The organism is Bacteroidota bacterium, from assembly GCA_016722565.1.
In the GTDB taxonomy this organism is placed as follows: Bacteria; Bacteroidota; Bacteroidia; order 2-12-FULL-35-15; family 2-12-FULL-35-15; genus 2-12-FULL-35-15.
On record JADKIU010000001.1, the window covers coordinates 174,099 to 200,561 of the forward strand.

Consider the following 26,463-nt stretch of genomic DNA (forward strand, 5'->3'; position numbering starts at 1 on the left):
CTAATTGTTTTTATACAACCAGTCTTCCGGATTTAATTTCGTTTGGCCTTTCCAAACTTCAAAGTGCATGACGGTTTTATTGTCATCGTCATCCAGGAGCACTGAGCCAATATTTTGCTTGGTTGTTACTTTGTCACCAACAGCAACATAAACATCCTTTAAATTGGAGTAAATCGTCAAAAACTCACCATGTCTTAACAAAACAAACTGTCCGGCTCCCGGCATGCTTACCACCGCCTTTACTTCGCCTTCAAAAACTGCTCGCGCAAGTGCACCGCTATTTGTTGTTATATCAACACCGTTGTTGTTGATATCAATGTCTTTCATTAATGGGTGTGGGTGCACACCAAATCGTTCACTGATGACACCTTTTGCAACAGGCCAAGGGAGTTTGCTTTTATTGCTAGAAAAGGAGTTGGACAACTGTTGCGACTCCGGAGTTAAAACCAGTTTTTGTGGTTTCGGCTTGTTTTCTTTTACGGCCTGCGCCTGTGCTTTTTCTAATTCTTTTTCGATAACGCGTTGAATGGCTTGTTGCAACTTTTGTGCATCTTTCTTTTTCTTTTCAAGGTCTTTTTTGAGTTTGCTCTCCTGTTGTTGTAATTCTGAAAACACCTGTTCTTTCTCTGTTTTTTCAGACGTTAAATTTTGTTTTTCCGATTCTTCGCTGCCCAGCAAAACGCGCTGATCAGATTTTTTTGTTTCCAGCTCTTGAACTTTTTCGTTCAACTGTTTTTTTGTAGAAATAATTCGTTCGGCTTGTTTGTGTCGGTATTCGCTGTATTGTTGAAGATATTTCAAACGCATATAGGCTTGTTCAAAATCAGATGCCGCAAAAACAAACATCAATCGGCTGTATGAATCTTGATTTTTATAGGCGTAATAAATCATTTTAGCATACTCTGCTTTTAACTTGGTGAGGTCTTTTTGGAGTCCGTTAATCGACTCGTTGTTTTCTCTTATCTGTTTGTTTAAAACGGCAATTTCGTTGTTAATGGTTGCAATTAACTCTTCACGTGCGCTGATTTTTTTATTCAACATCACCAATTGATTCAGAGAAAGTTTTTTGTTTTTTTTCGTTTCAGCAAGTAGCTGATTCGTTTGCTCAATTTCTTTTTGAAGTTGCTTCTTTTTATTTTCTAATTCCTTTTTTGTTTGTTTTTGAGCAAAGGCAGAGCCAGCATTTAACAATGCGAAAGAGAAAAGAAAAAGAAACAAAAAGAAACTACTTTTTTTCTTTAATCGTAATGGCTTCATAGTTATCCGGGATCTTAAAAGGAAATGTTTGTTCTTCGTTTAAAACCACTTTATTATAAGCGATGTCTATCTTAACGTTTTTTTGTGCCCGAATCGTATAATTCATTTTCATCGGGAACAGCTGCGTAGAGTCTTTTTGTTCATATTGACTATAAACGGCATCGAAACTTCGATCCGGAGCAAATTCATAGAATAGAACTCTCGCAATTTTAAACGTTTCGGGAACCATATAAATACTTTGTGCAGGTTCCTTTAACTCTTTACCTTTTTCCATTACTTTCCGAAGCCTCTTTTTGCGAATGGTTCCCAGAGTATACTGACAATTATCGATTCCCGGTTTTATTTTTTCATCTTCATCGTAAAACTCAACACTATTACCCACTAAAATAGACTGGAGCATTTCAAAATCAAGGTCGGTGTTTACAAGTTTGCTGATATAAGCAAAGTCGCCAACAAAGTAGCTGTTTTTAATTCTGTTCAATAGCTTTACCGAATCCTTTGTGATTAAAACGCGGGCTCCTTCAATACCGAGTTTAGAAATGGACATCCAAATAATGCTGTCTTTTTTCATTCGCAAAGTAACCGTGAAAGAAGCGGAGGTGCTATCGATTTCTGCATCTGCTGAAAGTTTTGCATTCAAACGATCAAACTTAAATTCGTTTGCTTTTAAATTGGAGGAAAGGGTTCGTGCATTTTTAAAATCCAGAATGCATCTGCCGTTGTTTAGGGTGATTTTTTTCTGTGTTTTACAAGCGGAAAAGGAGAATGAAATTAAAAAGAACAGACAAAGTACCCAAGACGGTTGCCTTGCATTTATGAAAGAAAAGTTAGTATTAAACTTATTCATAGAGTTTTTTGTCTGCAATTTTTTTGTCAATTAACGGTGACCCTCCACCGTACTTTTTAGCATCTATCCAGAACTTCACCGCATTATCTGTATCCCCTAGTTGAAATAAAATGTCGCCATAATGATCTAAAAGCGTCCCGTTTGTTTTTCCACCACCATCAATTGCCTTGCCAATCCATACTTTTGCGTCATCGTATTTTTTCATTTGGTATAAAATCCAACCATACGTGTCTTGGTAAGAGCTGTTGTTCGGCTCCAGCGTATTACATTTTTTCGACATCGTTTCTGCTTTTTCCAAATTTTTGTTCCGTAACGAAAGGAAATACGCATAATTGTTTAATACAGAAACGTTGGTTGGATCAAGCTCTAATGCTTTGTCGTAGGCCGCATCTGACTCTTCGTGTTTTTTAAGTTGATTGTGAGCATCGCCCATTGTGGAATAAAACTGAGCCAATAAAAGACGATTGTCATAAACAAACTCTTTTCCTTCCATCAAAACAGAAACAACATCGTCATACTTTTTCATTTGATAATTGGCAACACCATTAAAGAAGTAGGGAAGCGGTTGGTTAGGGAACAGCTCCATTGCTTCTTTGCTTTCTTTTTCCATAGAAACAAAATCACTCAATTCTGATTCAATTACCAACAACTGATTCCACAAGGCATATTTTTCTTTGTCAAGAGAAATGGCTTTTCGATATTGTGTTCGGGCCAATTCATACTTTTTATCTCGAAATAAAAAATCCCCCGCAACCGCAAAAGCTTTTGCTTCATCAGGGTGCACGTCTACAATAATTTTACACAACTCATCAGCATCGGACTTTAAATCAGGAAAATTTTCGGTAATGTCGTAGTACGACAAAAGGATTTTAACCTTTGTGTCTATGTCCAACTCCTTACTCTTAAAAGCAATTTTTATTTCCTGGAAGGCTTTGTCGTTTTGTTTGATGTTGCGGTAATAATCTGCCAACGAAAGGTGTACATAAGCGTTTGTAGAATCCAGCTTAATTAAATCAGTATATGCTTCGAACGCTTTTTCGTTCATGCCGTTCTCCTGATACAGCTCTCCGAGTATGCCGTAATATTTTGATTCTTTCGGAAACGTTTTAATGAGCTTTTTCGCTTCTTCTACAGCTTTTTCAAAACGATTGGTGCGCTTATAGATTTTCAGCTTTTGCATAGATGCTTCTTCGGTAATACCGATAGACGCTTCAATTTGGTTGTAAATTTTTACTGCATCATTTGTTTTGTTCAGGTATAAATAAACGTTTGCCAGCTCGTAATAAAAGTCGAAGTTGTCGGGATTGTCTTTTATTAATCGCTCATACACGGTCGCCACCTCGTTAATCATTTTATTTTCTTTCAAACAACTTGCATACAGTAGCTGGTACCACACGTTTTTGGGGTCGATGGATGCCGCTTTTTTACTGTAATAGAGCGCTTTGTTTTTGTCGTTTTGAAAAGAATAAATGTTTGCCAACTCGTACATGGTTGCAGCACTGTTGGGGTCGATTTTTAACGCTTGTGAAAAAAGCGTTTCAGCCATATCGTAGTTTCCTAGGATGCGCTCTTTGTTTGCGTCAAAGAAAAAACGCTTGAACAGAACAATATCCTTGTCAGAACCTTTAACAGAGCCCTTTGCGGAACCTTGTTCCTGACTGCTTTTGGGCGCTTTGCAAGCAACAGCAAAAAGAACCAACAACAAAAAAAAGGTCTTGTTTTTAGAAAAGAAATAAAAGAAAATGGAGTTCTTGTTTATCAAAATCGTTTTATCTAATTGTGCTGTAGTCGCCAAGACTTAAATCGCTTGACTTCCCTGTATATTCCGAAAAGTTTCCAACCATTGCGTTGCTCAGTTCGGCATTTTTAATTTTGCTGTTTGTTTGAATGATGCTGTTCTTCACAACCGAATTTTCGATGATGGAATTATTTCCAATTGATACATGCGGCCCTATTACCGAATCAATCAGCTGTACATTTTCACCAATAAAACACGGCTCAATAATTTTTGAATTGTTATTTTTATGAGAGGCAGCAACAATATCCGTACCTTTTATAAACTCTAAAATTCGCTGGTTGGTATACACGGTTGCATCTTTATTACCGCAATCCAACCACTCGGTTACTTTTCCGGGAGAGAACTTCGTTCCCTTCGCTTTCATGTTTTCTAAAGCGTTTGTTAGCTGGTATTCGCCCTTTTCTTTAATGTCGTTATCCAACAAATATTTTAATTCTCGTTTCAAATAATCGCCATCATTAAAGTAGTAAATACCAATAATGGCAAGGTCAGAAACAAATTCTTGTGGTTTCTCAACAAAATCGGTGATAACATTGTTGGCATCAATTTTAACTACCCCAAAAGGCTTTGGGTCTTCTACTTTCTGAACCCAAATGATTCCTTCTAGGGATGAGTCCATTTTAAAATCAGCCTTAAACAAGGTATCAGCAAACGCCACAACAACTTTCCCTGTTACGCATGGTTCGGCACACATAATCGCATGTGCTGTTCCAAGCGGAGTATCTTGATAAAAAATACTTCCTTTTGCACCGAGGCTTTTTGCGACAGCAATTAAGTTGTCTTCTGCTTCTTTTCCGAATCGGCCAACCACAAAAGCGATTTCATCCACTTTTTCATCACAAACTTTTATAATGTCTTCAACAATGCGCTGAACCATTGGTTTTCCGGCAATCGGAATAAGTGGTTTCGGAGTAGTAAGCGTATGTGGGCGCATTCTTTTGCCCATTCCTGCCATCGGGATAATAATCTTCATAAAAAGTGTTTTCTGTGTTTTAAATTTATTTTTTACCAGTGCTTCCAAATCCGCCATCGCCTCGGGCACTATCTTCAAGTACTTCCACTTCTTGCCACTCAGCCTGTTCGTGTTTTGCAATTACCATTTGAGCAACGCGCTCACCATCATTTATAATAAAATCTTCTTTCGAAAGGTTTACTAAAATTACTTTGATTTCTCCTCTGTAATCTGCGTCAATTGTGCCGGGAGAGTTTAAAACCGTTAGTCCGTTTTTAAACGCCAACCCACTTCGCGGACGAATTTGTGCTTCAAAGCCAACGGGTAATTCGATGAATAGACCAGTAGCAACGAGTGTTCTTTCCAGAGATTTTAATACAATCGGTTCAGAAATATTTGCACGCAAATCCATTCCGGCAGCAGCTCCTGTTGCATAGCTCGGCAATTCGTGTTTTGATTTATTTATGACTTTGATTTTCATGTTAATTTTTTAAAATTATGCTTTTCCATTTTCCACCCAAACAAAATAAATCCGACAAGAAAAACATTATTCACAACCAGATTTATCGCCACGGATTCCGTTTGAATTAAAAGGGTCAGAAAGTACAAAGTTAAGGATAAACCCAAGTAAGTGAAGATTCGTTTAAGGTCGTAATTAACAGGGTAATGTTTATTACCCAAGAAGTAGGAAAGAACCATCATACTGGCATAACAAATAAGCGTGGCCCAAGCAGAGCCGAGGTATCCAATGCGCGGAATCCAGTAAAAGTTAAGTGAAATGGTGATAATTGCGCCAAAAATGGTGAGCAAAGCACCATAACCTGTTTGCCCCGTGAGTTTATACCAAATCGATTGATTAATGAAAATACCAAGGAAGAGGTTTGCAAGAAGAAGGATTGGTACCACATTCATTCCTACACGGTAATTTTCACCAACAAAATATTGTATCCAAGGAAGATTCATGGTTGTACCAAGAAAGATGACAGAGCAAATGAGTACAAAATATTTCATGATGATGGCGTTCGTTTCCTTCGAATCTTTTTCTTTCGATTGACTGAAAAAGAAAGGTTCTGCAGCAAATCGAAACGCCTGAATAAAGATGGTCATAAGAATAGCAACCTTGTAACAAGCGCCATAAATTCCGTTCATGCTTTTTCCAAGCTCACCAGGGATGAGGTGAGGAATAATGGTACGGTCGAGTGTTTCGTTAATCATTCCCGCCATTCCTGCAATAAGTAGCGGCAACCCATATTTCATCATGCGCATCCAAAGCTCTGGGTCAATCTTCCATTTAACGTTTAAAATCTCAGGACCTAACAACAGAAGAGTAATTACGCTAGCGCATAGATTGGAAATAAAAATATATCCGATGCCAATTGTTGGGTCATAAATTTTTTCTACAAATGCTTTGTAGTCTGATTCCGGAGCATCATACACGTCTTTACAAAACCAAACGAAGAAAACATTCAATCCAATATTGATTGCAATGTTTATGGATTTTATAATTGCAAAACGCTTGGCTTTCCCTTGTTCGCGCAACTTTGCGAACGGTATAGCAGAGAAGGCATCGCATCCCAGAATGACTGCGAACCAGATAATGTATTCTGGATGCCCTTCAAATTTGAGCCAATCCGAAATAGGTGCAGCAAACAAACACGCTAAAACTATAAAAGAGGACGAAGAAATTAACAGAGAAGTCAGTGCAGTAGAATACACTTTTTCCTTTTCAATTTCGGATTGAGAAAAACGGAAAAGCGTGGTTTCCATTCCATAAGTCAGAAAAATTAGCAGGAAAGAAACATAGGAATAAGCAGAAGTGACATCACCGTATTCTGCCGGATTAGGAAATTGGGTAGTATGAATCGGTGTAAGAAAGTAATTCAACAGCCGTCCGACAATCGTAGGAAGGCCATAGATGGCTGTTTGAGAAGCAAGTTTTTTTAAAGGGCTCAATCTGAATTATTTTCCTGTAAAATTCGCTTTGCGTTTTTCTAAAAAGGCAGACGTCCCTTCTTTAAAGTCTTCTGTTGCGAAACATTTTCCAAATTCATTTATTTCGGCATCAAAACCATTTACTCCTTCTTCAAAGTAAGCATTCACGCTGTTAATCACCCCGGTGATTGCTTTTGGTGACTTTGTTTTTATTTTTTCGATTACCTCAGAACACTTTGCCATCAGCTGATCTTGGGGAACAACATAATTTACTAATCCCAAATTCAAAGCCTGCTCCGCATTAATCATATCTGCTGTCATATGCAATTCCATTGCTTTTGTTTTTCCTATGTATTGAATTAACCGCTGTGTTCCGCCATATCCGGCAATCAAACCAAGGTTAACCTCTGGCTGACCGAATTTTGCATTGTCGCTAGCAATTCGCAAATGACAAGCCATTGATAATTCGCAGCCACCACCTAGAGCAAACCCATTTACAGCAGCAATTACAGGTTTCGAACAGTTTTCAATTTGTTTAAAAACACCTTGTCCTGCTTGTGCCAATGCTTTTCCTTGTTCAACAGAAAGACCAACAAACTCAGCAATATCGGCACCCGCAACAAATGATTTTGGTCCAGCTCCGGTTATGATAATTGCTTTTACATCATTATTGGTTTCGCCATTTTTTACAGCCACGCCAATTTCCTCTACCGTTTTTTTATTGAGCGCGTTAAGTTTATCCGGACGATTAATGGTAATCGTTAAAATATTATTTTCTATTTGAGTTAAAAGGTTCTCGAAGGTCATAACGGAAGAATTAAAAGTTTCTGTGTTCTTTAACATAGTTTGTGATGTATTCAATGATTTCTTTGGTGTCGGTTCCCGGAGGAAAAAGCTTTCCAACGCCCAATTTATTGAGGTTTTGTATGTCGTTATCCGGAATAATTCCTCCTCCGGTTAACAACACATCATTTAACCCTTTTTCTTTCATCAAGCCCATTATTTTAGGGAAAACGGTATTGTGTGCTCCTGACAAAATGCTGACACCGATTGCATCTACATCTTCTTGTAAGGCAGCGTTTACAACCATTTCGGGTGTTTGACGCAGTCCGGTATAAATTACTTCCATTCCTGCATCACGCAAAAAAGAAGCAATCACCTTTGCACCGCGATCATGTCCATCAAGTCCTACTTTAGCAACTAAAACACGTATTGGTCTGTTCATAATAACAAAAATTATAGGATACGAATATACAAAATGTATTGCTTGGAATGTGGGTTTTTACTAGAAGAAAAAACCTGAAAAAAGAAAGGAAAAACTAGTCTTCCTGATAACAAGGCAATGAAACATAAAATGTGGTTCCAACTCCTGTTTTCGTTTCAAACCAGATTCTTCCGTTAATGGTTTCAACAATGTTTTTTACCATTGCCAATCCTAAACCCATTCCTCCGGTTTTAGTCGTGAAATTTGGAACAAAAATTTTGTCCAACACATCATCGTCAATGCCGTTTCCATTGTCGGTGACTGAAACTAAAAAATTTTGCTTTTCTTGGGTTAATGCAACAACAATGTTTCCTTTTCGATTTTCCGGAATGGCTTGCGCAGCATTTTTGATGAGATTATTGAAAACACGCAAAAGTTGTTCTTTATCGGCAAAAACAAATACGTCTGAATCTATTTTCGTTTCGAAAACAATTGCCAAATTTTCAGAATCATGAAACAAAGCAATTGTATTTGTAATAACATCTTTGATGTTCGTTTTTTCTAAATTGGCTTTTGGCATTTTCGCAAAGTTGGAAAACTCTGTTGCAATGGACGAAAGTGTGTCTATTTGTTCAATGATTGTTTTGGTTAAACGCTCCATTTTTTCATCCATATCCGGTCCATCATCTTTCCAAGTGCGTTGCAAGTGTTGAACACTTAACTTCATTGGTGTTAACGGATTTTTAATTTCATGTGCCACCTGTTTTGCCATTTCTCTCCAAGCGCTTTCTCGTTCAGATTTGGCTAACAAATCCGCACTCTTCGATAGTTCCGCAATCATCCGGTTGTATTCGCTAACCAAGTTTCCAATCTCGTCATGTTCTTTCCACTCGATGGGTTCATTGGTGGTTCCGAGCTTTATTTTACTCAGCTTGTCTTGAATTAATTTAAGCGGTTTTGTTACATAATTTGAAATGAAGATGGCTGTTACAATTGATAGCGCAAACAATAATACATAGATGTTTATCAACGCCACCAAGAATCCGGAAATCTCTTTTTCCAACTCGCTCTGCTTTGCGAAATAAGGAAGATTCAAGTAGGCGAGCAGTTTGCCATCTTTGTTTTTAAAAGGAATGTAGGCCGACAAATACTCCAGTTTCCCAATCCGCTCGTCATGAATAAATTCGGATTTTCCTAAAACAGCAATTTGTAAATAGGCTTCAGGGTTCATTTTTTTAGACGTCAACCCTTCATCAAAAACCTTTGAACGGGAGGAAGCGTAAAGGTTTCCTTCTACATCATAAAAGTTGATGTCAGTAAAAAAAACAGAAGAAGATTTTTTAAGCGTGAACGACACATATTCTGTTAGCCCTTTGTTTAAAATCGTTTCTGTCGACAATTTACTCTCCAAGTCAATCAAAACAGAATGTATTTTTTCGCTGATGTTTTCTTGGTTTTTTACTTCAAATTGTTGTTTGATATAATAAATTGTTCCACCACCAAACAAGGCAAGAGACGCCAAAACAATCAACACCAACAGCACTTGAATACGGTATTTAAAACTAAAATTTTCTAATAAACGGCCTAACGAAACTTGACGAAAAAATAAAATCGACAAAAGCAGCAAACTAAAGAAAGCAAATAAATAGGAGAAGGTTGTCACCTTTCCGATGAGCCCTTCGTTTCTTTTGCTTAACACCACCAGTGTTTCCGGATTGGGACGATAAAGCAAGTGGTTGAATCCGTCTTTATTTTGAAAAATAAAATCTTCGGAGGAAATTTTAAAATCGAAAGCAGTTAAATGGTACGCGTATTTCCCGTATTGGTTTAAGAGTTGATTGTGTTTATATTTCGCATATGAATAGTTACTCAACTCTTGAGAGAGCCCGACATTTCTATCGAGTAACAGTTCCGGGAAACCAATTTCATCGGAAATAAATTTTGCATCCAACTCCACATAAATGGTTCCGTATTTTGAGTTTGCCGATTTATAAAGCGGAAGTTTTGCCAGATAACTGATCTTGCCGGAGGAGTTGTTGATAAAGTAAAAACCCTCACAGGTCGTTTGTTGGCCGCGCTTTTCAATCAATTCATCAAAATAGAAGTTGTTGTCAAACAAGGGATTTTGCGAACGAATAATTGGAGCACAAGCGCTATCAAAAAGGGCGACATGCACATCGTATTTTTCCCAGAACCCACTAAAGTATTGTTGTTTGATTCTTTTTTCAAATGCTTCCGGCTGCTTTTCTAAACCATTTACAAGGGATAAAAGGATGGTGTCTGCTTGCAGTTTGTTTTCTACTTCTTTAAAGAGTAATTCTGCAACAGGGTCTTGCTCTGCAGCCAACTTCTCCGCATAGATTTTCCTGCTTTCTACTTCTTTTAGGCCGGAATGTTTTATGAAAATATGTACAGAATATAGTGAGAACAAAAAGACCAAAAAGATAATGCTCGAAAACGGATATATAATTTGTTTACGCTTGATTAACGCGATGGATAGAACCAAGAGGAATGGCCAAAAAATTACAATTAAATCAAGGTTTCCAAGTAGATGTGAGATGAGAATATGTACACCTGACGAGACAACAAAAACGAAAAAATACTGCTTATTGTTTAGTCGCAGCTGTTTTAAAACCGAAACAAGTTTGTCGGCAAACAAAAAATAGATAAATAATAAAAGTCCAATAATAACAATGCCAACATAGCTGTATTGGTTAAGTGTAAACAAATTATTTATACCGAATGGGATGTTTGAATTTTTAATCAATCCGGTAAACAAACCATTGATAAGCCATGAAAACCAAAAAAAGGCAAGGAAAAAAGTGAAAGAGATAATCAGTTTATTGATGCGTTGTAAACGATTTACAAGCGCATCAAATTCACAATCACTAAAGAAGGTATACGTTAAATAAAACAATAGAATTACATTGAGCAACAAATCACCTAAGGACGTCAACCAAATGGAATTGGCATTTGCAAAGATGGTCGGGCTAAAAAGGTCAAATGAGTAAAAACTTTCGGGAACGCCAAAAATTAGTGAGCAATAGCGTATCAAAACAATGCTGAGGAGAAAAATAATGGTTGAAAAATTTTTTCCTTGTTTCGAAAATAGATCTCGGAAGAAGGCTTTAAGGAAGACAATAAAAAAAAGAAATCCCAACAGACTTAGAAAAACAGAAAGATACGTAGCAAACGAAACAGAATTATTGGCAGGATTAAACTCCAGCGAAAACAGATAGTTGCCGGAAAAGTTTTTAATACCGTTGCTGGCATTGGGATTATCCGTAATCAGTTTGGTGGCAGCAGGAAGCGCAAAATCTTTCTGAAACTCATTTACTAAATAATTATTTTGATAGGGGTATTCGTTTTTAATAAGCACCAAGCCAACAATCGCTTTTGTTGTTGTTGCGTTTGTATGTGGGCGCACCACTTCAAACCAACCATTATGGAGCTTTGCCATTTTTGAATCCAAGCAAACTTCTTTTACCCAGTTTTCAACAGCAATTGAATTGTCGCTCCAAAATTTTAATGTGTCATTTTCATAGATGAGCAAAGCAATGCCTTCATCATTCATCAGCTGGCTGTAATAGCCCGGACTTTTGGTAAAAAGTTCATTGTAGCTTTCTGTTTCTGCTCGTTTTGCTAAGGAAAGCATTTCGGTATTTAACCGAATTTCTTTTTCGTGCAAAACCTTTTCAAAAACACTAATCGTGGGTGCGGCTCCATCTGAAAATGCAGAATAAAGTAGCGCCCCAGTAGCAAAAAAAACAAAGGAAAAAAGAAAAAGAGAATATTTATTTTTAAAAAACTTTTTCAAGAAAATTATTATTAATACATTTAGTGCTTACGAAAACAGAACATCACGAATAACAAAGGTGCGAATAAAATAAATAAACAAGGCACTTTCAGCCACAGAAATTGTACCAAAGAATATGTCTCGTCAAAAAGTAAAAAAAGAATCGCCAGCATTGTCAATTGAAAAAGCCGAAGGTTATAACTGGTGGAGCTTTAAAATGCAAGCAATCGTACTTGTTGTGATTGGGTTTATCTTTTATGCAAATTCTTTTTCAAATGAATACGCCTTGGATGACGGAATTGTCATACAAAACAACGATTATGTTCAAGATGGTTTTGGTGGCATTTTTAAGATATTAAGCACGGATGCTTACGAAAGTTTTTACAGACACATGGGGGCAAAACAACAGCTCGAAGGAGGAAGATATCGTCCGCTTTCTGTTGTCACATTTGCAATTGAACAGCAGTTTTTCGGAAGCAGCGAAAAGGTTAAGCCTCCGGACGATGCGGCAACGGTCAGACATTTCATGAATGTCGTGTACTATTTATTGTCAATTGTGTTGTTGCTCTATTTCCTTAGAAAATACATTTTTAAAGAAAATCACCTTGTTGCATTTGTTGCATGCTTAATTTTTTTGATTCACCCAATGCATACCGAAGTGGTTGCCAATGTGAAGAGTAGAGATGAAATTTTATCCCTATTGTTTATTGTGCTTACCTTTATTTCAGTTTTTAAATATCGGGAAACCGGCAGTAAACGCCAGCTCGCGGTCGGGCTCTTGTTTTATTTTTTAGCTCTTCTCTCAAAAGAATACGCCATCACATTGTTGATTTTAATTCCGATGTTGGTTTACATCGTATTGAATGAAACCTTTATAAAATCAATTTTAGTTGCCTTACCATATTTTTTAGTAGCACTTGTTTATTTGCTAATCCGCTTTAAAATTGTTGGAGCAGGAGCGAAATTTGAAAACCCGGATGTGTTGAACAACCCATATTTATATGCTTCACAACCAGAAAAACTTGCTACTAAAATTGAAGTGTTGTTGCGTTATTTAAAATTGCTGTTCTATCCAACACCGCTTTCCAGCGATTATTCCTACAGTACCATACCATTTGCAAATTTTAGTTCTGCCGGTGTTTGGTTATCTATTGTTATTCATGTTTCACTTTGTGTAGCCGCAGTTGTTTTGTTTTTTAAACGCAACATCTTGTCCTTTGCTATTGCGTTTTATTTGTTGCACCTGTTTTTAATATCCAACTTGATTTTTAATGTCGGTGCAACGATGGGCGAACGGATGGTATATCATTCTTCCTTTGGTTTTGCAATAGCAATGGCCGTTTTCATTGTTTGGATTTCCGAAAAAATAAAAGCTGTTCAAACAAAAAAGGTAATTGGTTTGAGCCTCGCCTCGCTGCTGGTTTTGTGGTGTGGCGCAAAAACAATAAACAGAAATGCAGAATGGAAAAACGATAAAACTCTTTTTATCGCAGATGCAGCAACAGTTCCCAATAGTGCATTGGTAAACGGGAATGCAGGAAAAGCATACATCGACCTTTCTGAAATGCCTGAGAACAAAACGCAAGAAATAGCGCTTATAAACAAAGGAATATATCATTTAAGTCGAGCCGTGAGTATCCACGACAAATACGTTAACGGCTACTTAAACCTTGGTGTAGGTTATTTTAAGTTAAAGGAGTATGACAAAGCAAAAGCAAATTGGGACAAAGCAAAAGAGATTTATCCGAACAACCCTTTTGTCAAAAGAAACATAGAGCTTTTAGGTGCAACCTACTTCAATCAAGGAATGACGATTGGTGCACAAAACATCCCCGAAGCGATTGTCTGGCTTGAGAAAGCAATCAGCATCGACTCCACAAATGTGGAGTATTGGTATAACTTAGGTGGCGCTTGTTTTACGAACAAAGATTTTGTGAAAGCAAAAAATGCATGGACACAAACATTAAAATATAAACCGGATCACGCAGAAGCCCAAAAAGGCTTGTTGGCGATACCGGCACAATAGTTTGAAAAGCGAAAAATTATTACTATTTTTGGTTATAACATTGTATTTCGAATCCATAACTACTCTTTTAAAATGTCGTTTACAGGTAAAAAATATATTCTTTCCTTTTTTTTATGCCTGTTTGTTTTGTGCAGCAATGCTCAAGTGAAAAGCAACAACGAATCACAAAGCGCTATAAAATTTACAGAAAATAAAAATCAGTGGGATAAAAAAGTAGTCTATCGCGCCCAATTGGATGGTGGAGTTTTGTTTCTTGAAAAAAACGCGTTTACCTATAACTTTTACGACAAAGAAACGCTACGGAATAATCACATGGGCAAGAGTAATAAGCCTTCCGGCTCACCTGTTCGTTCACACGCCTTTCGAATGACCTTTTTAAATGCATTAAAAACGGTTGAAACCTCTTCTACTCAAAAAACCTCCGATTATTGCAATTTTTATTTGGGAAAAGATAAAAAAAAGTGGGTGGGCGGTGCTAAAAATTACCGTGAAGTAAATTACAAAAATCTTTACACAGGAATTAATTTACAAGTACTTGGACTTGAAAACAGTTTAAAGTATAACTTGTTTGTGGCGCCAATGGCCGATCCCAATAATATTGTTTTGTATTATGAAGGCTTAGACAAAATCACACTTGAAAAAGGTGCCTTGCTATTAAAAACCAGCGTAAATGAAATGACGGAACAGCACCCATACGCCTATCAATGGATTGGCGGGAAACGTGTGGAGGTGCCATGTGAATTTATATTAAGTAACAACAAGGTAAGTTTTTCTTTTCCGAGAGGATATGATAAGGGCTACGAATTAGTGATTGACCCGATTTTGGTTTTTGCCTGCTCCTCCGGCTCTACTGCCGACAATTTTGGAATGACAGCAACATATGATGCTGATGGGAACTTATATTCTGGCGGAACCTGTTTTGACGTTGGTTTCCCAACAACCCTTGGGGCTTATGATGTTACCTTTAATGGCGCAACAGCTTATGGAAGAACAGATGTTGTGGTTACAAAATACGATTCGTCCGGAACTTTTTTGCAATACTCTACTTACATTGGAGGTGCTACAAGTACAGAAATTGTGACTAGTTTGGTCGTTGACGGATCGAATGATTTGTTTCTCTACGGAGCTACAGGATCGTCTGATTTCCCTGTTACTTCCACAGCTTACGATACAACATTCAATGGAGGAATTCTTTTGCGGTTTGTATATAACGGAAGTTACTTTGACAATGGAACCGATATTTATGTTGCGAAATTTAATTCCACAGGAACATCGCTCTTAGCATCAACCTACATTGGTGGTGGATTGAATGATGGTGTAAATGTGAACAACGACAGTGTTCTTTTTTCTGCCGGACCTCCCGCTGTTTATGAGTTTCCATCTGACTCCTTGCAATACAATTATGGAGATCAGTTTCGTGGGGAAATCAATGTTGACCAATTCGGAAACGCCTATATCGCAAGCTCTACACGCTCCGGAGACTTTCCAACAGTGAGTGCATTTGACAACACACTGGGTGGAAAACAAGATGCAGTAGCGTTCAAGTTTAACAGCACACTTTCTACTCTGATCTGGAGCACATTCTTGGGTGGCAGTCACAACGATGCCGGATACGCTTTGTCGATTGATGATTCAACCAATGTTTTTATTACTGGTGGAACCCGAAGTAACAATTTCCCAACAACTGCAGGTGTTTTACAACCAACGTATGGCGCAGGGAAAGCAGATGGCTACATTACAAAAATAAAAAATGATGGTTCCGCCATCTTATCTTCTACTTATTGGGGTACAGGCGCCTACGATCAATGCTATTTTGTGCAATTGGACAAAGACAATGATGTGTATGTGGTTGGACAAACAGAAGGGCCGATGCCTGTAACAGCTGGCGTTTACAACAATCCCGGTAGTGGCCAGTTCATTACAAAAATGAATGAGTCGCTCAGCACCCTTATCTTTTCTACCGTTTTTGGTAACGGTGGTGGTATTCCAAATATTTCTCCTTCGGCCTTTCTAATCGATTATTGTGAAAACATTTACATTTCCGGTTGGGGTGGAAAAATTGTACCACCCATTACAAGTACAACCGGAATGCCCGTTACTGCAGATGCTATCCAACCGACCACAGATGGACATAATTTTTATTTAATGGTGCTTTCCACCAACGCAACATCTTTGCTGTATGCAACTTATTTTGGTGGAGCGAGTAGCTGGGAACATGTGGATGGAGGAACAAGCCGCTTTGATAAAAAGGGAATTATTTACCAATCGGTTTGTGCAGGATGTGGCGGCAATGATGATTTTCCTGTAACTCCTGGTTCATGGCCATATACCAGTCCGATTTACACACCTTTCACCCCCGGTGTGCCTTCAACAGGAATCAACATGAATTCGAATTGCAACAATGGAACGTTTAAATTCGATTTTCAAGTGGCGATTGCCGATGCAAACTTTACATTGGATTATTTGGATGGTTGCGCACCGCTCACTGTTCAATTTGATAACCAAAGTTCAGCCGGATCATCGTATATGTGGAATTTTGGTGGAGGCGACACTACGTCCACAGATGTGAATCCGATCCGAGTATATCCAACTCCAGGAACGTATTTAGTTGAACTCTATGTGAACGATCCTTCCAGCTGTAACTTGTGGGATACCGCTTTTCAATATGTAACGGTGTATCCTCCGATTACAGCCGATTTTGATTTTGTAACAGTACCTTGTACCAATCAAGTTACATTCAGCGATTCATCCGCTGTTGGACCCGTTTCTTGGCTTTGGAATTTTGATGATGGAAATACATCAACACTTCAAAACCCTGCTCATTTATACGATACCACCGGAACATATGTGGTTTCTCTTATAACAACCAATATAAATGGATGTACCGACACCACGGATGTTACCGTCAATTTTGTTGGAGCGACACCCGTTACGGTTAATCCAAATATTTCTATTTGTGAAGGAAATACAGCACAACTTCTGGCAACAGGAGGTTTTGCGTATTTGTGGTCGCCTTCAACCGGTTTAAGCGGTACCACCATTCCCAACCCGATGGCAAATCCTGATTCTACAACCACCTATACGGTTTCAATATCAACTGTAAATGGTTTAGGTGATACGTGTATTCAGGTGCTTACAACAACCATTTTTGTTTCGGATCCTTCTACATTTTTGCTTTCTGCAACAGTAGATGACGATACACTAAGTGCGGGTGAAACAACAATCATCCACGCAATCACCGATACAACACTGTCAATTTTATGGAGCCCATCTGCTTCACTCAGCGACCCAACTTCGTTTAATCCGATTGCTTCGCCTACGGTTACAACAACGTATACGGTGACGATTACAGACTCTTTGGGCTGTCCGAAAACAGCAACCGTAACCATTTATGTTGTATCGATGCAATGCGATCCGGCAGATGTTTTTGTCCCCAATACGTTTACTCCGAATGGGGATGGACAAAACGATATTTTATTTGTACGAGGAAACATGATTACCGAAATGTACTTTGCTGTTTATAATCGTTGGGGTGAAATGGTGTTTGAAACAAACAGCCAAACGGTTGGTTGGGATGGAATTTATAAAGGCATGAAAGCGGATCCTGCCGTATTTGCATGGTATTTAAGAGCAAAATGTTATAATGGAGGTGAACTAAAAAAACAAGGAAATACAACATTAATTAGGTAATGAAGACAAACCAGATTGTACTCTTTTTGTTTCTGAACTTCTGGGCTGTTAACATCTATTCTCAAAAGCAGGCAAAGAAATGTTCTAAAGAAGAGCTAATCGTTCCGGAGAGTTTTTCACCGGATGCTGATGGTGAAAACGATGTATTATATGCTAGCGCATTTAAGATAAGTGAGTTTAATTTTATAATATTTAATAAGTGGGGAGAAAAAATGTTTGAAACAAACTATCAGAGCGATGGTTGGGATGGAAGATATAAAAACAAAGACGCTAAAGAGGGAGTTTATTATTGGTATTTAATTGTGAAATGCAATAATGGGGAAGAACTAAAAAAACAAGGGAGCACAACCCTAGTAAGAAAATGAAAAAATACAAGATCATACTCTTTTTATTTGTCTTAAGCACCGGTTTTCTGAGTGCTCAAGACATTCATTATTCTCAGTTTAATGCTTCTCCACAAAATCTAAATCCTGCCCAAACAGGCTTGTTTGATGGCGATTGGCGCTTTGTTGGAAATTTTAGAAGTCAATGGTCTGTTATTCCTGTTCCCTACAGAACATTTTCTTTCGCAGCTGACACGCGTTTAAAAACAAAATTGGAAAAGGATGTACCTGCTGCCGGACTTATTGTTAATACAGACAAATCGGGAGACTCAAAATTTACTACAACACAGATACTGGTTTCGGGAGCATACATAAAAAAACTGAATAAGGATTCTACACACTTTGTTTCGCTGGGAATTCAGCCGGGAATAACGACAAAAAGTTTCAACTTATCAGCACTTACTTTCGACAATCAATACGATGGTGATGCTTACAATGCTTCATTATCAAGTGGAGAAAACTTTCCGAAAACACGGATGACCTATTTTGATCTAGGAGGTGGAATTGCCTATCTCTGGAGAAAAAATCACCGAACGCTTGTAAATGTTGGCGTGTCCGTTCTTCACCTAAATCGTCCGAAACAATCGTTTTTTAATAATGACGACATTCGTTTGGATATGAAAACATGCGTAAGCGGTATTGCAGAATTTCCGGTTGCAGCCCAATTGGATGTATTGCCTTCTATAATGTATCAACGACAAGGCAAATTTCAAGAAACAGTTGTTGGATTGTTTGGCAAATATCATTTAAAACCGATTAATGGAATGACAACAGCCGTATCACTCGGTGGGTTTTACCGGATGAAGGATGCATTTATATTAGTTGCGAACATGGACTATAAAAATTTTAATGTTGGAGTAAGTTATGACATCAACACATCCAAGTTAATTGAAGCCACAAATCGTAGAGGAGGCTTTGAAATTTCGGTGATCTATATTTTCAAAAAAGTTACTCCGTTTATTGCGAAGAAACGTGTTTGTCCAATTTATATGTAGTGTATGCGTGTTGAGACAAAAGAAAACCCCAATCGTTTTAAGAAACTGAAAAAAATATTTTTTCTTGCTTCTTGTATTTTACTGTTTGTTTCCCCTGTATTCTCACAGAAAACAAAAACACTGCTAGCGGATGGCGACAAAGCTTTTGCAGACAAGGATTTTTTTTCTGCAGCAGCTTATTATAACCGTGCGATCCTTCAAGACTCCACTGATATTGCGGTGCAATACAAATACGCAGAAGCAAGTAGATTAAATTTCGATTATGATATTGCCGAACACTGGTACACAAAAGTGTTTAAAAAAGATGCGCAAGGGAAGTTGTATCCGGAGTGTTCATTTTGGCTCGCAACACTTAAAAAAAGCAAAGTGAATTACAAGGATGCAAAAAAAATGTTTGACAAATATGCCAAGAAAAACAAAAAAAAGAAGGATAGTTATTTTGTAAAAAAAGCAATTCAGGAAGTAGCCGCTTGTGATTTTGCTCAGCTTCTGATGGCGAGCCCCGACAAAACCGTTAGCATTGTTCACTTAGATACCAATATAAACAGTAAAGTTTCAGAATATGCGCCTTTTCAGGTTGATAGCCTTTTGTACTTCTCGTCCTTGAGGGATGGGAAAGACCGTGACAAAAAAAACAGTGTGAACTACAACAAAATTTATACAGCCATTCAAAACGATTCTGTTAAATGGCAAAAAGCGATTGAACTCGATACTTTGTTTAACCGCAATGGAATACACAATGCGAACACGTCCTTCAATGCCGATTATACAAAAGTATACATTACACGATGTGTCCCCAAAAATTCAATGGAATTCAATTGCGACATCTATTCATCTGAATATAAAAATGGGCACTGGGGAACACTGCAAAAACTTCCTTCTGAAATTAATACAAAGGGATACACAAATACGCAGCCGGCTGTTGGGTTTTTAGGAAACGAAGAGGTGTTGTTTTTTGCTTCTGATCGCAGCGGAGGTCAAGGTAAAATGGATATCTGGTATAGTAAAATTAACAAAGACGGAAGTTATGGAAAAGCTGTAAATGCTGGCAAGAGAGTAAATTCTATTGATGATGAAATTACACCGTACTATTGTAAACCTTGTCAGGAATTGTTTTTTAGTTCTAACTGGCACAAAGGCTTGGGAGGGTTTGACATTTTTAAAAGCGAATTTAAAAATGATGAACTCGGAGATCCTAAAAATCTAGGATTGCCCTTTAACAGCAACTTAAATGACATTTACTTTTCAATCAATTCAAAAAAAACCGAAGCGTTTATTTCATCTAATCGAATCGGCTCTTATTTCGAAGAAAAGGAAAGTTGCTGCAACGATATTTATATGATTAAACTTCCTAAGGTGGACGAACCACCTAAAAAGGTGGATAGTACGCAGGTATTTGTTACACAAATGAAGTTATTGGTTCCGCTTACATTATATTTCCATAACGATGAGCCGGATAAAAAAACGTTGGCCATTACCACCCCAAAAAATTACAAAAAAACGTACGAAGACTATTCTGCTATGCGTGATTTGTATAAAAAAGAATATTCAAAAGGAGCCAAAGATGCTGACTTGGAAAGAGCAATCGGAGACATTGATAACCTCTTCGAAGATTCAGTAGATGCTGGAATGCAGGACTTGGAAAAGTTTGCGCAACTGCTCAAAAAAGTATTAGCAGATAGCGAAAAAGTTACGATAACAATGAAAGGGTTTTGCAGTCCGCTTGCCTCTACCGATTACAATGTAAACCTTGCCAAACGAAGAATATCTAGTTTGAGAAACTATTTTAGAGAATATGAGAATGGTGTTTTTGTAAAGTATATTGATAATAAAAACCCAAACGAAGGGAGCATCACTTTCTTGGATGAAGACATTGGTGAGCTGAAAGCACGGCCCAATGTCAGTGATGACTACTATGATACAAAAAATTCTATCTACAATCCTGTGGCCGCGTTAGAGCGAAAAATACAGATTATTGCCATCTCTACTTTTTCTTCCAATAGGGAGTAAAACATTTTCAGATGACCAACGTTTGTTATCTGAACGTTAAGGAAAAATCAGCCCCTTTTTTCCTTTCAAAAATCCCCTAAATTGTTTAATTTTGTAGGAGACGACTATTTTATGCGCAGTATTTTAAAGTTTTTTTTCGTGGTGGTTCCTTCCGTTTTGATTGCTCAAACGCAACAAAATATTGACCCCAACGGATACAATAAGTTCTATTATGAAAACGGAAAAGTTTCCAGTGAAGGATCCATGCGCGATGGGAAGCCCGATGGATACTGGAAAACCTATTCTCAGAACGGTGTTCTGAAATCGGAAGGAAACAGAAAAAACTTTCAATTAGACAGCACCTGGAAATTTTATAGTGAACAAGGAAAACTTGCGTTTGAGTTCAATTATAAAGAGGGAAAGAAGAATGGGTTAAAAAAATCATTCGATACCAAAGACGGATTCATTACAACTGCCGAAAACTTTGAGAATGATGTAAAACAAGGAATTACTACCGTTTATTATAAACCACAAAAACAAGCAGACTCAACACTTGGACCTTCCAGAGTAAAACAAATTATACCTTTTGTTGCCGGAAAAGAAGAGGGTCAAGGTTATGAATTGGCTTCAGACAGCACTGTTATTACACTCACCCAATATAAAATGGGATTTATTCAACGGGAAGAAAAAGTCAATCGTAGAGATGCAAATGGGTGGAAACAAGGAGTGTGGAAAACATTTTATCCATCCGGACTTGTGAAAAATGAAGTAAACTATTCGGATGACAAAATGAATGGATACTTCAAAGAGTATGGAATCAACGGAAGTTTGCTCAATACAACAAAATACACGAATGGTGTGCTTCAAACCAATGCACCTGAATTAGCAAAACTGGATGTTAAAACATCATATCATGAAACCGGAGCTATAAAATTTACAGGAACCTATAGAGATGGTGTTGCGGAGGGAATACACAGAGAATTTTCTCCTGAAGGGAAGGTTATTGCAGCAAAAGTATATGTGGATGGCTATTTAACAGGGGAAGGGATTTTGGATACCGCAGGCCGTCAACAAGGTCCATGGAAAGAGTATCATCCAAATGGGGAATTGAAATCACAAGGAGAATATTTGAATGGCAAACGAATCGGTGATTGGACCTTTTATCATTCAAACAAAAAACTCGAACAAAAGGGAAAATATGATAAAAAAGGGAGAGCGCAAGGTCCTTGGAAATGGTATTATGAAAGCGGAAACCTGCTTCGTGAAGAAAACTATCGGAACGATTTACAAGATGGAACAATGACCGAGTATAGTGATTCAGGACAAGTAATTACAAAAGGCGATTACATTGATGGCCTAAAAGAAGGGCCTTGGATGCTCGAACTTCAAGAATATAAAGAAGAAGGTGTTTTTAAGGCAGATCAACGCGATGGAGAATGGAAACATTATTATACAGAAAACGGAAAACTAAGATTCATTGGAAAATTTGTTGATGGCATTCCGGATGGCGTTCATACCTACTATTACCTAAACGGAAAGGAGCGACAAACTGGAAAATATTTAGGTGGATTAAAGGAAGGGGAATGGAAGTTTTATGATGAAGCGGGCTTTTTATTCCTTACAATTCTTTTCAAAAACGATATTGAAATCCGATTCGATGGAATCAAAGTGCTCCCTGAATCTTCTTCTGAGCCGAGTATCAAATAAATTTTGTATTCATGACGCTTTCTAATAAAACAAAATCTCAATTGGTTGCAGAAGTTAAAAAACTTCAGCGAAAGTTAGATGCTGTTCAAAAAGAAAAAGGGGCGTCATCATCACCCCAAAAGCCGAGTTTAAAGGATTCCAAATGGGAGTCCTTTTTTTTAAACTCACTTAACATGATTTTTATCGTTGATAAGAAAGGAATAATTCTGGATCTCAATAAAGTCGATAAGCCATTTTCAAAAAACAATGTTATTGGTAAGAGTGCCTATGCATTTGTTTCGAAAGATGCTGCAAAAAACATGAAGGCGGCAATCGAAAAAGTGTTTAAAACAAAAAAATCAGAGGAATACAATAGTTGGAGAGAAGATATTGATGGTGTTGCCCGGTATTACAAGAGCAAAGCAACGGCAATCATAGAGAATAAAAAGGTAGTAGCAGCAATCATTGATGCTACCGAAATAACCAATGAAATAAACATACAACTCAAGTTAAAGGAAAGCGAAGAACGTTTTAGAACGCTCGCTCAAAACGCAACGGATGTTATATTTCGCTATCAAATTTTTCCGGAGAATAAGCAAGAATATATCAGCCCTTCTATTAAGAATATAGTAGGTTACACCCCTGAAGATTATTATAAGGATCCATATTTGGGATTAAAAATTGTTCATCCTGATGACCGACAATTGGTAACAACACAAACCATAAAGGAGAATTTAGGGAAGCCGGTTGTTTTTCGATTATTACATAAAAAAGGAAAAATTGTTTGGTTTGAAACAATTAATAATCCTATTAAAGATAAAAAAGGGAATATTGTTGCGTTTGAAGGAATATCAAGAGATGTTACCGAAAGAAAAAAGGCAGAAGCTGCAATTCTTGAAAGCGAAGCGAAATTCAGAATGCTCACCGAAAACGCGACTGATTTAATTTATCGGTGTCGCGTTTACCCAGATTTTAAGTATGAGTATATTAGTCCTTCTGTAAAGGCAATTACTGGCTACACGTCAGAGGAATTTTATGCAAAGCCTTTTTTAGGATTTAAGATTGTGCATCCGGAAGATGTTCACCTTTTGGGAGATTCTGAAAACCTCATCAAGAATAAATTAAAATTAAGAAATGTAAAAGGACCAGAAGTGACCGTGCGTTGGATTAAAAAGGATGGGTCGATCATTTGGACAGAAACACGAAACAAACCAATATTTGATAGTAGCGGTCGACTCGTGGCGATTGAAGGCATATCTCGTGATATCACCAAACAAAAACTAAGCGAGGAAAAATCCAAAGACAGCGAAGAGCGCTTTAAAATTCTTTCTAATGCAACATTCGAAGGGATTGTGTTTTCTGAAAATGGTAAAATCATTGATGCAAACGATCAGTTTGTAAAAATGTATGGCTATAAATCTGCCAAAGAAATTTTAGGAAAAAGCATCATTGATGACTTTGTTGTTGATGATCAAAAGTCACTTGCTAAGAAGTATGTTCGTTTACCTGTCTCTAAACCTTTTGAAGTAGATACCATTCGTAAAGATGGAACAAGAATTACTGTCGAAACCAAAGGGCAAAATATTCCTTATTTTGGAAAAACAATTCGAGCCACTGTTATTTATAACATTACAGAACGGAAACAATACGAGTTTAATTTAAGAGAAAGCGAGCGAACGCTTTCTACACTCATGAACAATCTTCCCGGCATGGCTTATCGTTGTGAAAATGATGATAAGTGGACCATGCGATTTGTAAGCAAAGGTTTTCAGGAACTTACCGGATATAGTCCAAAGGAAATTATAAATAATAAAAAGCGCGCGTTTTCTGATATTATACATCCGAAAGACCGTCATTTAGGAAAAGAAGACATCCGAAGAGCATTAAAAAATCAAGCCCCATTTGAAATTGAATACCGTTTGATTACCGCAAACGGTGAAGAAAAGTGGGTATGGGAAAAAGGGGAAGGCGTTTTTTCAGAGGAAGGCAAACTTCTGTTTTTAGAAGGATTTATCACAGATATTGGTGATAAAAAACAATTTGAAAAAGAATTAAAACGAAGCAGAGAAAATTATAAAAGTTTGGTAGATTATTCTCCCGATGGAGTAATTATTCATGTGGATGGAATCGTAAAATTTGCGAATCCAAGTGCAATCAGAATAATTGGGGTCAATGGTTTCGAAGAACTTGAAAATGTATCTGCATTTAATTTCTTTTTACCGGAATATCATCAGCTGATTATTGATCGGATAAAACGGACGAAAGCCGGTGAAGACTTAGATTTTGTGGAGGTGAAGATAAAAAACAAAAAAGGCGAAATCATTACTCTTGAAACGAAATCAATTCTGATTAAATTTAATGGATATGAAGCCATTCAAGTCGTTTTTCATGATATCTCCGAGAAAAAGCTTTTGTTAAAGGAACAAGCACGTGCTCAAATTGCGGAAGAAACAAATGAATTACTAGAGCAGGAAATTACCAAACGAAAGGTTATTCAATTACAACTTCAGGAATCACAAAAATATACCCGCTTAATTATTAACGGTTCTATTGATATGATTTGTGCCTCCGATCGAAAAGGTTTTATTACCGAATTTAATCAAGCAGCTCAAAGAACATTCGGCTACTCTGCAGAAGAGGTCATTGGCAAACATGTTAGCATGCTGTATGCTGATCCAAATCAACGATTAAAAATCACAGACGATGAACTCTACAAAAAAGGAGTTTTTGCAGGAGAAGTCGTAAACATCAGAAAGAATGGGGAAAAATTTGTTGCCTACCTCTCTGCATCTGTCCTAAAAAATGAAGATGGAGAAGTAATTGGTGCAATGGGCGTTTCCAGAGATATTTCTGAACTCAAACGTGCCGATGAAGCCCTCAGAACGCAGTCAGCAAAGTTTAACGCAATCATTGAAAGTAGCTCTCACTTTATTTGGACGGTAGATAAAAACTTTTGTCTGACCACTTTTAACCAGAATTTCAACAAAGAAGTAGAATCCAGATATGGAGAAAGTGCAAAAATTGGACAGTCCATGTTCTTTGCTCGTTCAGGCACCGGTAAGCAATACAATGAATTTTTAATCAAAAAATACGAAGGAGCATTTAAGGGAGAGCCGCAATATTTTGATATCAGCTTCTTGGATGCCACCGGCACAGAAAACTGGCGAGAAATTTACCTCAATCCTATTCTTGCTGAAGATGGAGCAGTGATGGAGGTTTCCGGAATCAGCCACGATATTACAGAAAAGAAACTTTCGGAAGAACGCATTCGCCTGTCATTACAGGAGAAAGAAGTGCTTTTAAAAGAAGTACATCACCGCGTGAAAAACAATTTACAGGTGATTTCAAGTATTTTAAATCTTCAGTCGTCTTATGTAAAAGATGAAGGAACATTGCAAATTTTAAAGGAAAGCCAGAACCGTATCAAATCAATGGCTTTTATCCATGAGAGTTTGTATCAAACGAAGGATTTTTCAAGTATTAATTTTACGGAATATGTGATTAACTTATCGCAAAACTTAATTCATTCCTATTCAAACTTTGATCATGAAATAAAATTAAATCTTGACATTCAAAATGTTTTTCTTAATTTAGACCTGGCGATTCCATGCGGACTCATCATCAATGAAATTGTTTCCAACGCATTAAAATATGCATTTGTCGACAAAACCGATGGCGGTGAGATTACCATTCGAATGAAAACCAGTGGCGATTACCTCGAGTTGAGAATTGGAGATAACGGAAAAGGCTTGCCGAAAAACATCGATTACAGAAATACAGAGTCGCTCGGATTACAATTAGTTGTAACTTTGACCGACCAATTGAGTGGAACAATTGAACTGGATTTAGAAAAAGGAACAAACTACACCATTATATTTAAACATAATCAAGTAAAAAACCGCATATAA

The 26,463-nt window shown here is 37.4% G+C and carries 16 protein-coding genes; 7 read left to right on the plus strand and 9 right to left on the minus strand.

Annotated elements, in window-relative coordinates:
* The 9 genes from IPP64_00705 to IPP64_00745 all read right to left on the minus strand — a co-directional run bounded on the left by IPP64_00705 (position 1) and on the right by IPP64_00745 (position 11,807).
* Positions 1-1,257, minus strand: coding sequence for a peptidoglycan DD-metalloendopeptidase family protein (locus IPP64_00705; protein ID MBL0327954.1), 1,257 nt, complete (start codon positions 1,255-1,257; stop codon positions 1-3).
* The gene (locus IPP64_00710) at positions 1,226-2,104 is read right to left on the minus strand and encodes a DUF4292 domain-containing protein (protein MBL0327955.1); all 879 of its coding nucleotides are present in this window, start codon (positions 2,102-2,104) and stop codon (positions 1,226-1,228) included. Before IPP64_00710 ends, IPP64_00705 begins: the two co-directional genes overlap by 32 nt.
* Entirely contained in the window at positions 2,097-3,866 is a 1,770-nt protein-coding gene (locus IPP64_00715; protein MBL0327956.1) for a tetratricopeptide repeat protein, read from the minus strand. The genes IPP64_00710 and IPP64_00715 overlap by 8 nt, the downstream gene beginning before the upstream one ends.
* Positions 3,867-3,873: 7 nt before the next feature.
* Positions 3,874-4,875, minus strand: a complete 1,002-nt coding sequence (locus IPP64_00720; GenBank protein MBL0327957.1) for an NTP transferase domain-containing protein — start codon at positions 4,873-4,875, stop codon at positions 3,874-3,876.
* 25 nt (positions 4,876-4,900) lie between these two features.
* On the minus strand, positions 4,901-5,335 hold the full coding sequence (gene dut / locus IPP64_00725; GenBank protein ID MBL0327958.1) for a dUTP diphosphatase: 435 nt from the start codon (positions 5,333-5,335) through the stop codon (positions 4,901-4,903).
* Positions 5,332-6,807 (minus strand): polysaccharide biosynthesis C-terminal domain-containing protein, encoded by a 1,476-nt coding sequence (locus IPP64_00730; GenBank protein ID MBL0327959.1) that lies wholly within the window; start codon positions 6,805-6,807, stop codon positions 5,332-5,334. The genes dut and IPP64_00730 overlap by 4 nt, the downstream gene beginning before the upstream one ends.
* A gap of 6 nt (positions 6,808-6,813) precedes the next feature.
* Positions 6,814-7,593: an enoyl-CoA hydratase/isomerase family protein gene (locus IPP64_00735; protein ID MBL0327960.1), complete on the minus strand. Its 780-nt coding sequence runs from the start codon at positions 7,591-7,593 to the stop codon at positions 6,814-6,816.
* A 10-nt stretch (positions 7,594-7,603) separates the two neighbouring features.
* A complete protein-coding gene (locus tag IPP64_00740) occupies positions 7,604-8,011 on the minus strand; it encodes a cobalamin B12-binding domain-containing protein (GenBank protein MBL0327961.1) in 408 nt (135 codons plus the stop codon).
* Between the two features lie 94 nt (positions 8,012-8,105).
* Positions 8,106-11,807, minus strand: coding sequence for a GHKL domain-containing protein (locus tag IPP64_00745; GenBank protein ID MBL0327962.1), 3,702 nt, complete (start codon positions 11,805-11,807; stop codon positions 8,106-8,108).
* Positions 11,808-11,922: 115 nt separating this feature from the next.
* On the opposite strand from IPP64_00745, the gene IPP64_00750 reads away from it, so the two are divergent.
* The 7 genes from IPP64_00750 to IPP64_00780 all read left to right on the plus strand — a co-directional run bounded on the left by IPP64_00750 (position 11,923) and on the right by IPP64_00780 (position 26,463).
* Positions 11,923-13,812, plus strand: a complete 1,890-nt coding sequence (locus IPP64_00750; protein MBL0327963.1) for a tetratricopeptide repeat protein — start codon at positions 11,923-11,925, stop codon at positions 13,810-13,812.
* Positions 13,813-13,884: 72 nt separating this feature from the next.
* Positions 13,885-17,502, plus strand: a complete 3,618-nt coding sequence (locus tag IPP64_00755; protein MBL0327964.1) for a gliding motility-associated C-terminal domain-containing protein — start codon at positions 13,885-13,887, stop codon at positions 17,500-17,502.
* Positions 17,502-17,867: a gliding motility-associated C-terminal domain-containing protein gene (locus tag IPP64_00760; GenBank protein ID MBL0327965.1), complete on the plus strand. Its 366-nt coding sequence runs from the start codon at positions 17,502-17,504 to the stop codon at positions 17,865-17,867. Before IPP64_00755 ends, IPP64_00760 begins: the two co-directional genes overlap by 1 nt.
* A complete protein-coding gene (locus tag IPP64_00765; protein ID MBL0327966.1) occupies positions 17,864-18,880 on the plus strand; it encodes a PorP/SprF family type IX secretion system membrane protein in 1,017 nt (338 codons plus the stop codon). The genes IPP64_00760 and IPP64_00765 overlap by 4 nt, the downstream gene beginning before the upstream one ends.
* Before the next feature lie 3 nt (positions 18,881-18,883).
* Entirely contained in the window at positions 18,884-20,890 is a 2,007-nt protein-coding gene (locus IPP64_00770) for a hypothetical protein (GenBank protein ID MBL0327967.1), read from the plus strand.
* Positions 20,891-20,971: 81 nt separating this feature from the next.
* Positions 20,972-22,576, plus strand: a complete 1,605-nt coding sequence (locus IPP64_00775) for a toxin-antitoxin system YwqK family antitoxin (GenBank protein ID MBL0327968.1) — start codon at positions 20,972-20,974, stop codon at positions 22,574-22,576.
* A 173-nt stretch (positions 22,577-22,749) separates the two neighbouring features.
* Complete coding sequence (locus IPP64_00780) at positions 22,750-26,463, plus strand: PAS domain S-box protein (GenBank protein MBL0327969.1); 3,714 nt, start codon at positions 22,750-22,752, stop codon at positions 26,461-26,463.

Excerpts from the sequence above, each read along its gene's own strand:
- IPP64_00755 (MBL0327964.1), top strand. The coding sequence starts at position 13,885 with ATGTCGTTTACAGGTAAAAAATATATTCTTTCCTTTTTTTTATGCCTG.
- dut (MBL0327958.1), bottom strand. The coding sequence starts at position 5,335 with ATGAAAATCAAAGTCATAAATAAATCAAAACACGAATTGCCGAGCTAT.
- IPP64_00760 (MBL0327965.1), top strand. The coding sequence starts at position 17,502 with ATGAAGACAAACCAGATTGTACTCTTTTTGTTTCTGAACTTCTGGGCT.
- IPP64_00710 (MBL0327955.1), bottom strand. The coding sequence starts at position 2,104 with ATGAATAAGTTTAATACTAACTTTTCTTTCATAAATGCAAGGCAACCG.
- IPP64_00740 (MBL0327961.1), bottom strand. The coding sequence starts at position 8,011 with ATGAACAGACCAATACGTGTTTTAGTTGCTAAAGTAGGACTTGATGGA.
- IPP64_00735 (MBL0327960.1), bottom strand. The coding sequence starts at position 7,593 with ATGACCTTCGAGAACCTTTTAACTCAAATAGAAAATAATATTTTAACG.
- IPP64_00780 (MBL0327969.1), top strand. The coding sequence starts at position 22,750 with ATGATTTTTATCGTTGATAAGAAAGGAATAATTCTGGATCTCAATAAA.
- IPP64_00720 (MBL0327957.1), bottom strand. The coding sequence starts at position 4,875 with ATGAAGATTATTATCCCGATGGCAGGAATGGGCAAAAGAATGCGCCCA.
- IPP64_00765 (MBL0327966.1), top strand. The coding sequence starts at position 17,864 with ATGAAAAAATACAAGATCATACTCTTTTTATTTGTCTTAAGCACCGGT.
- IPP64_00750 (MBL0327963.1), top strand. The coding sequence starts at position 11,923 with ATGTCTCGTCAAAAAGTAAAAAAAGAATCGCCAGCATTGTCAATTGAA.
- IPP64_00705 (MBL0327954.1), bottom strand. The coding sequence starts at position 1,257 with ATGAAGCCATTACGATTAAAGAAAAAAAGTAGTTTCTTTTTGTTTCTT.
- IPP64_00770 (MBL0327967.1), top strand. The coding sequence starts at position 18,884 with ATGCGTGTTGAGACAAAAGAAAACCCCAATCGTTTTAAGAAACTGAAA.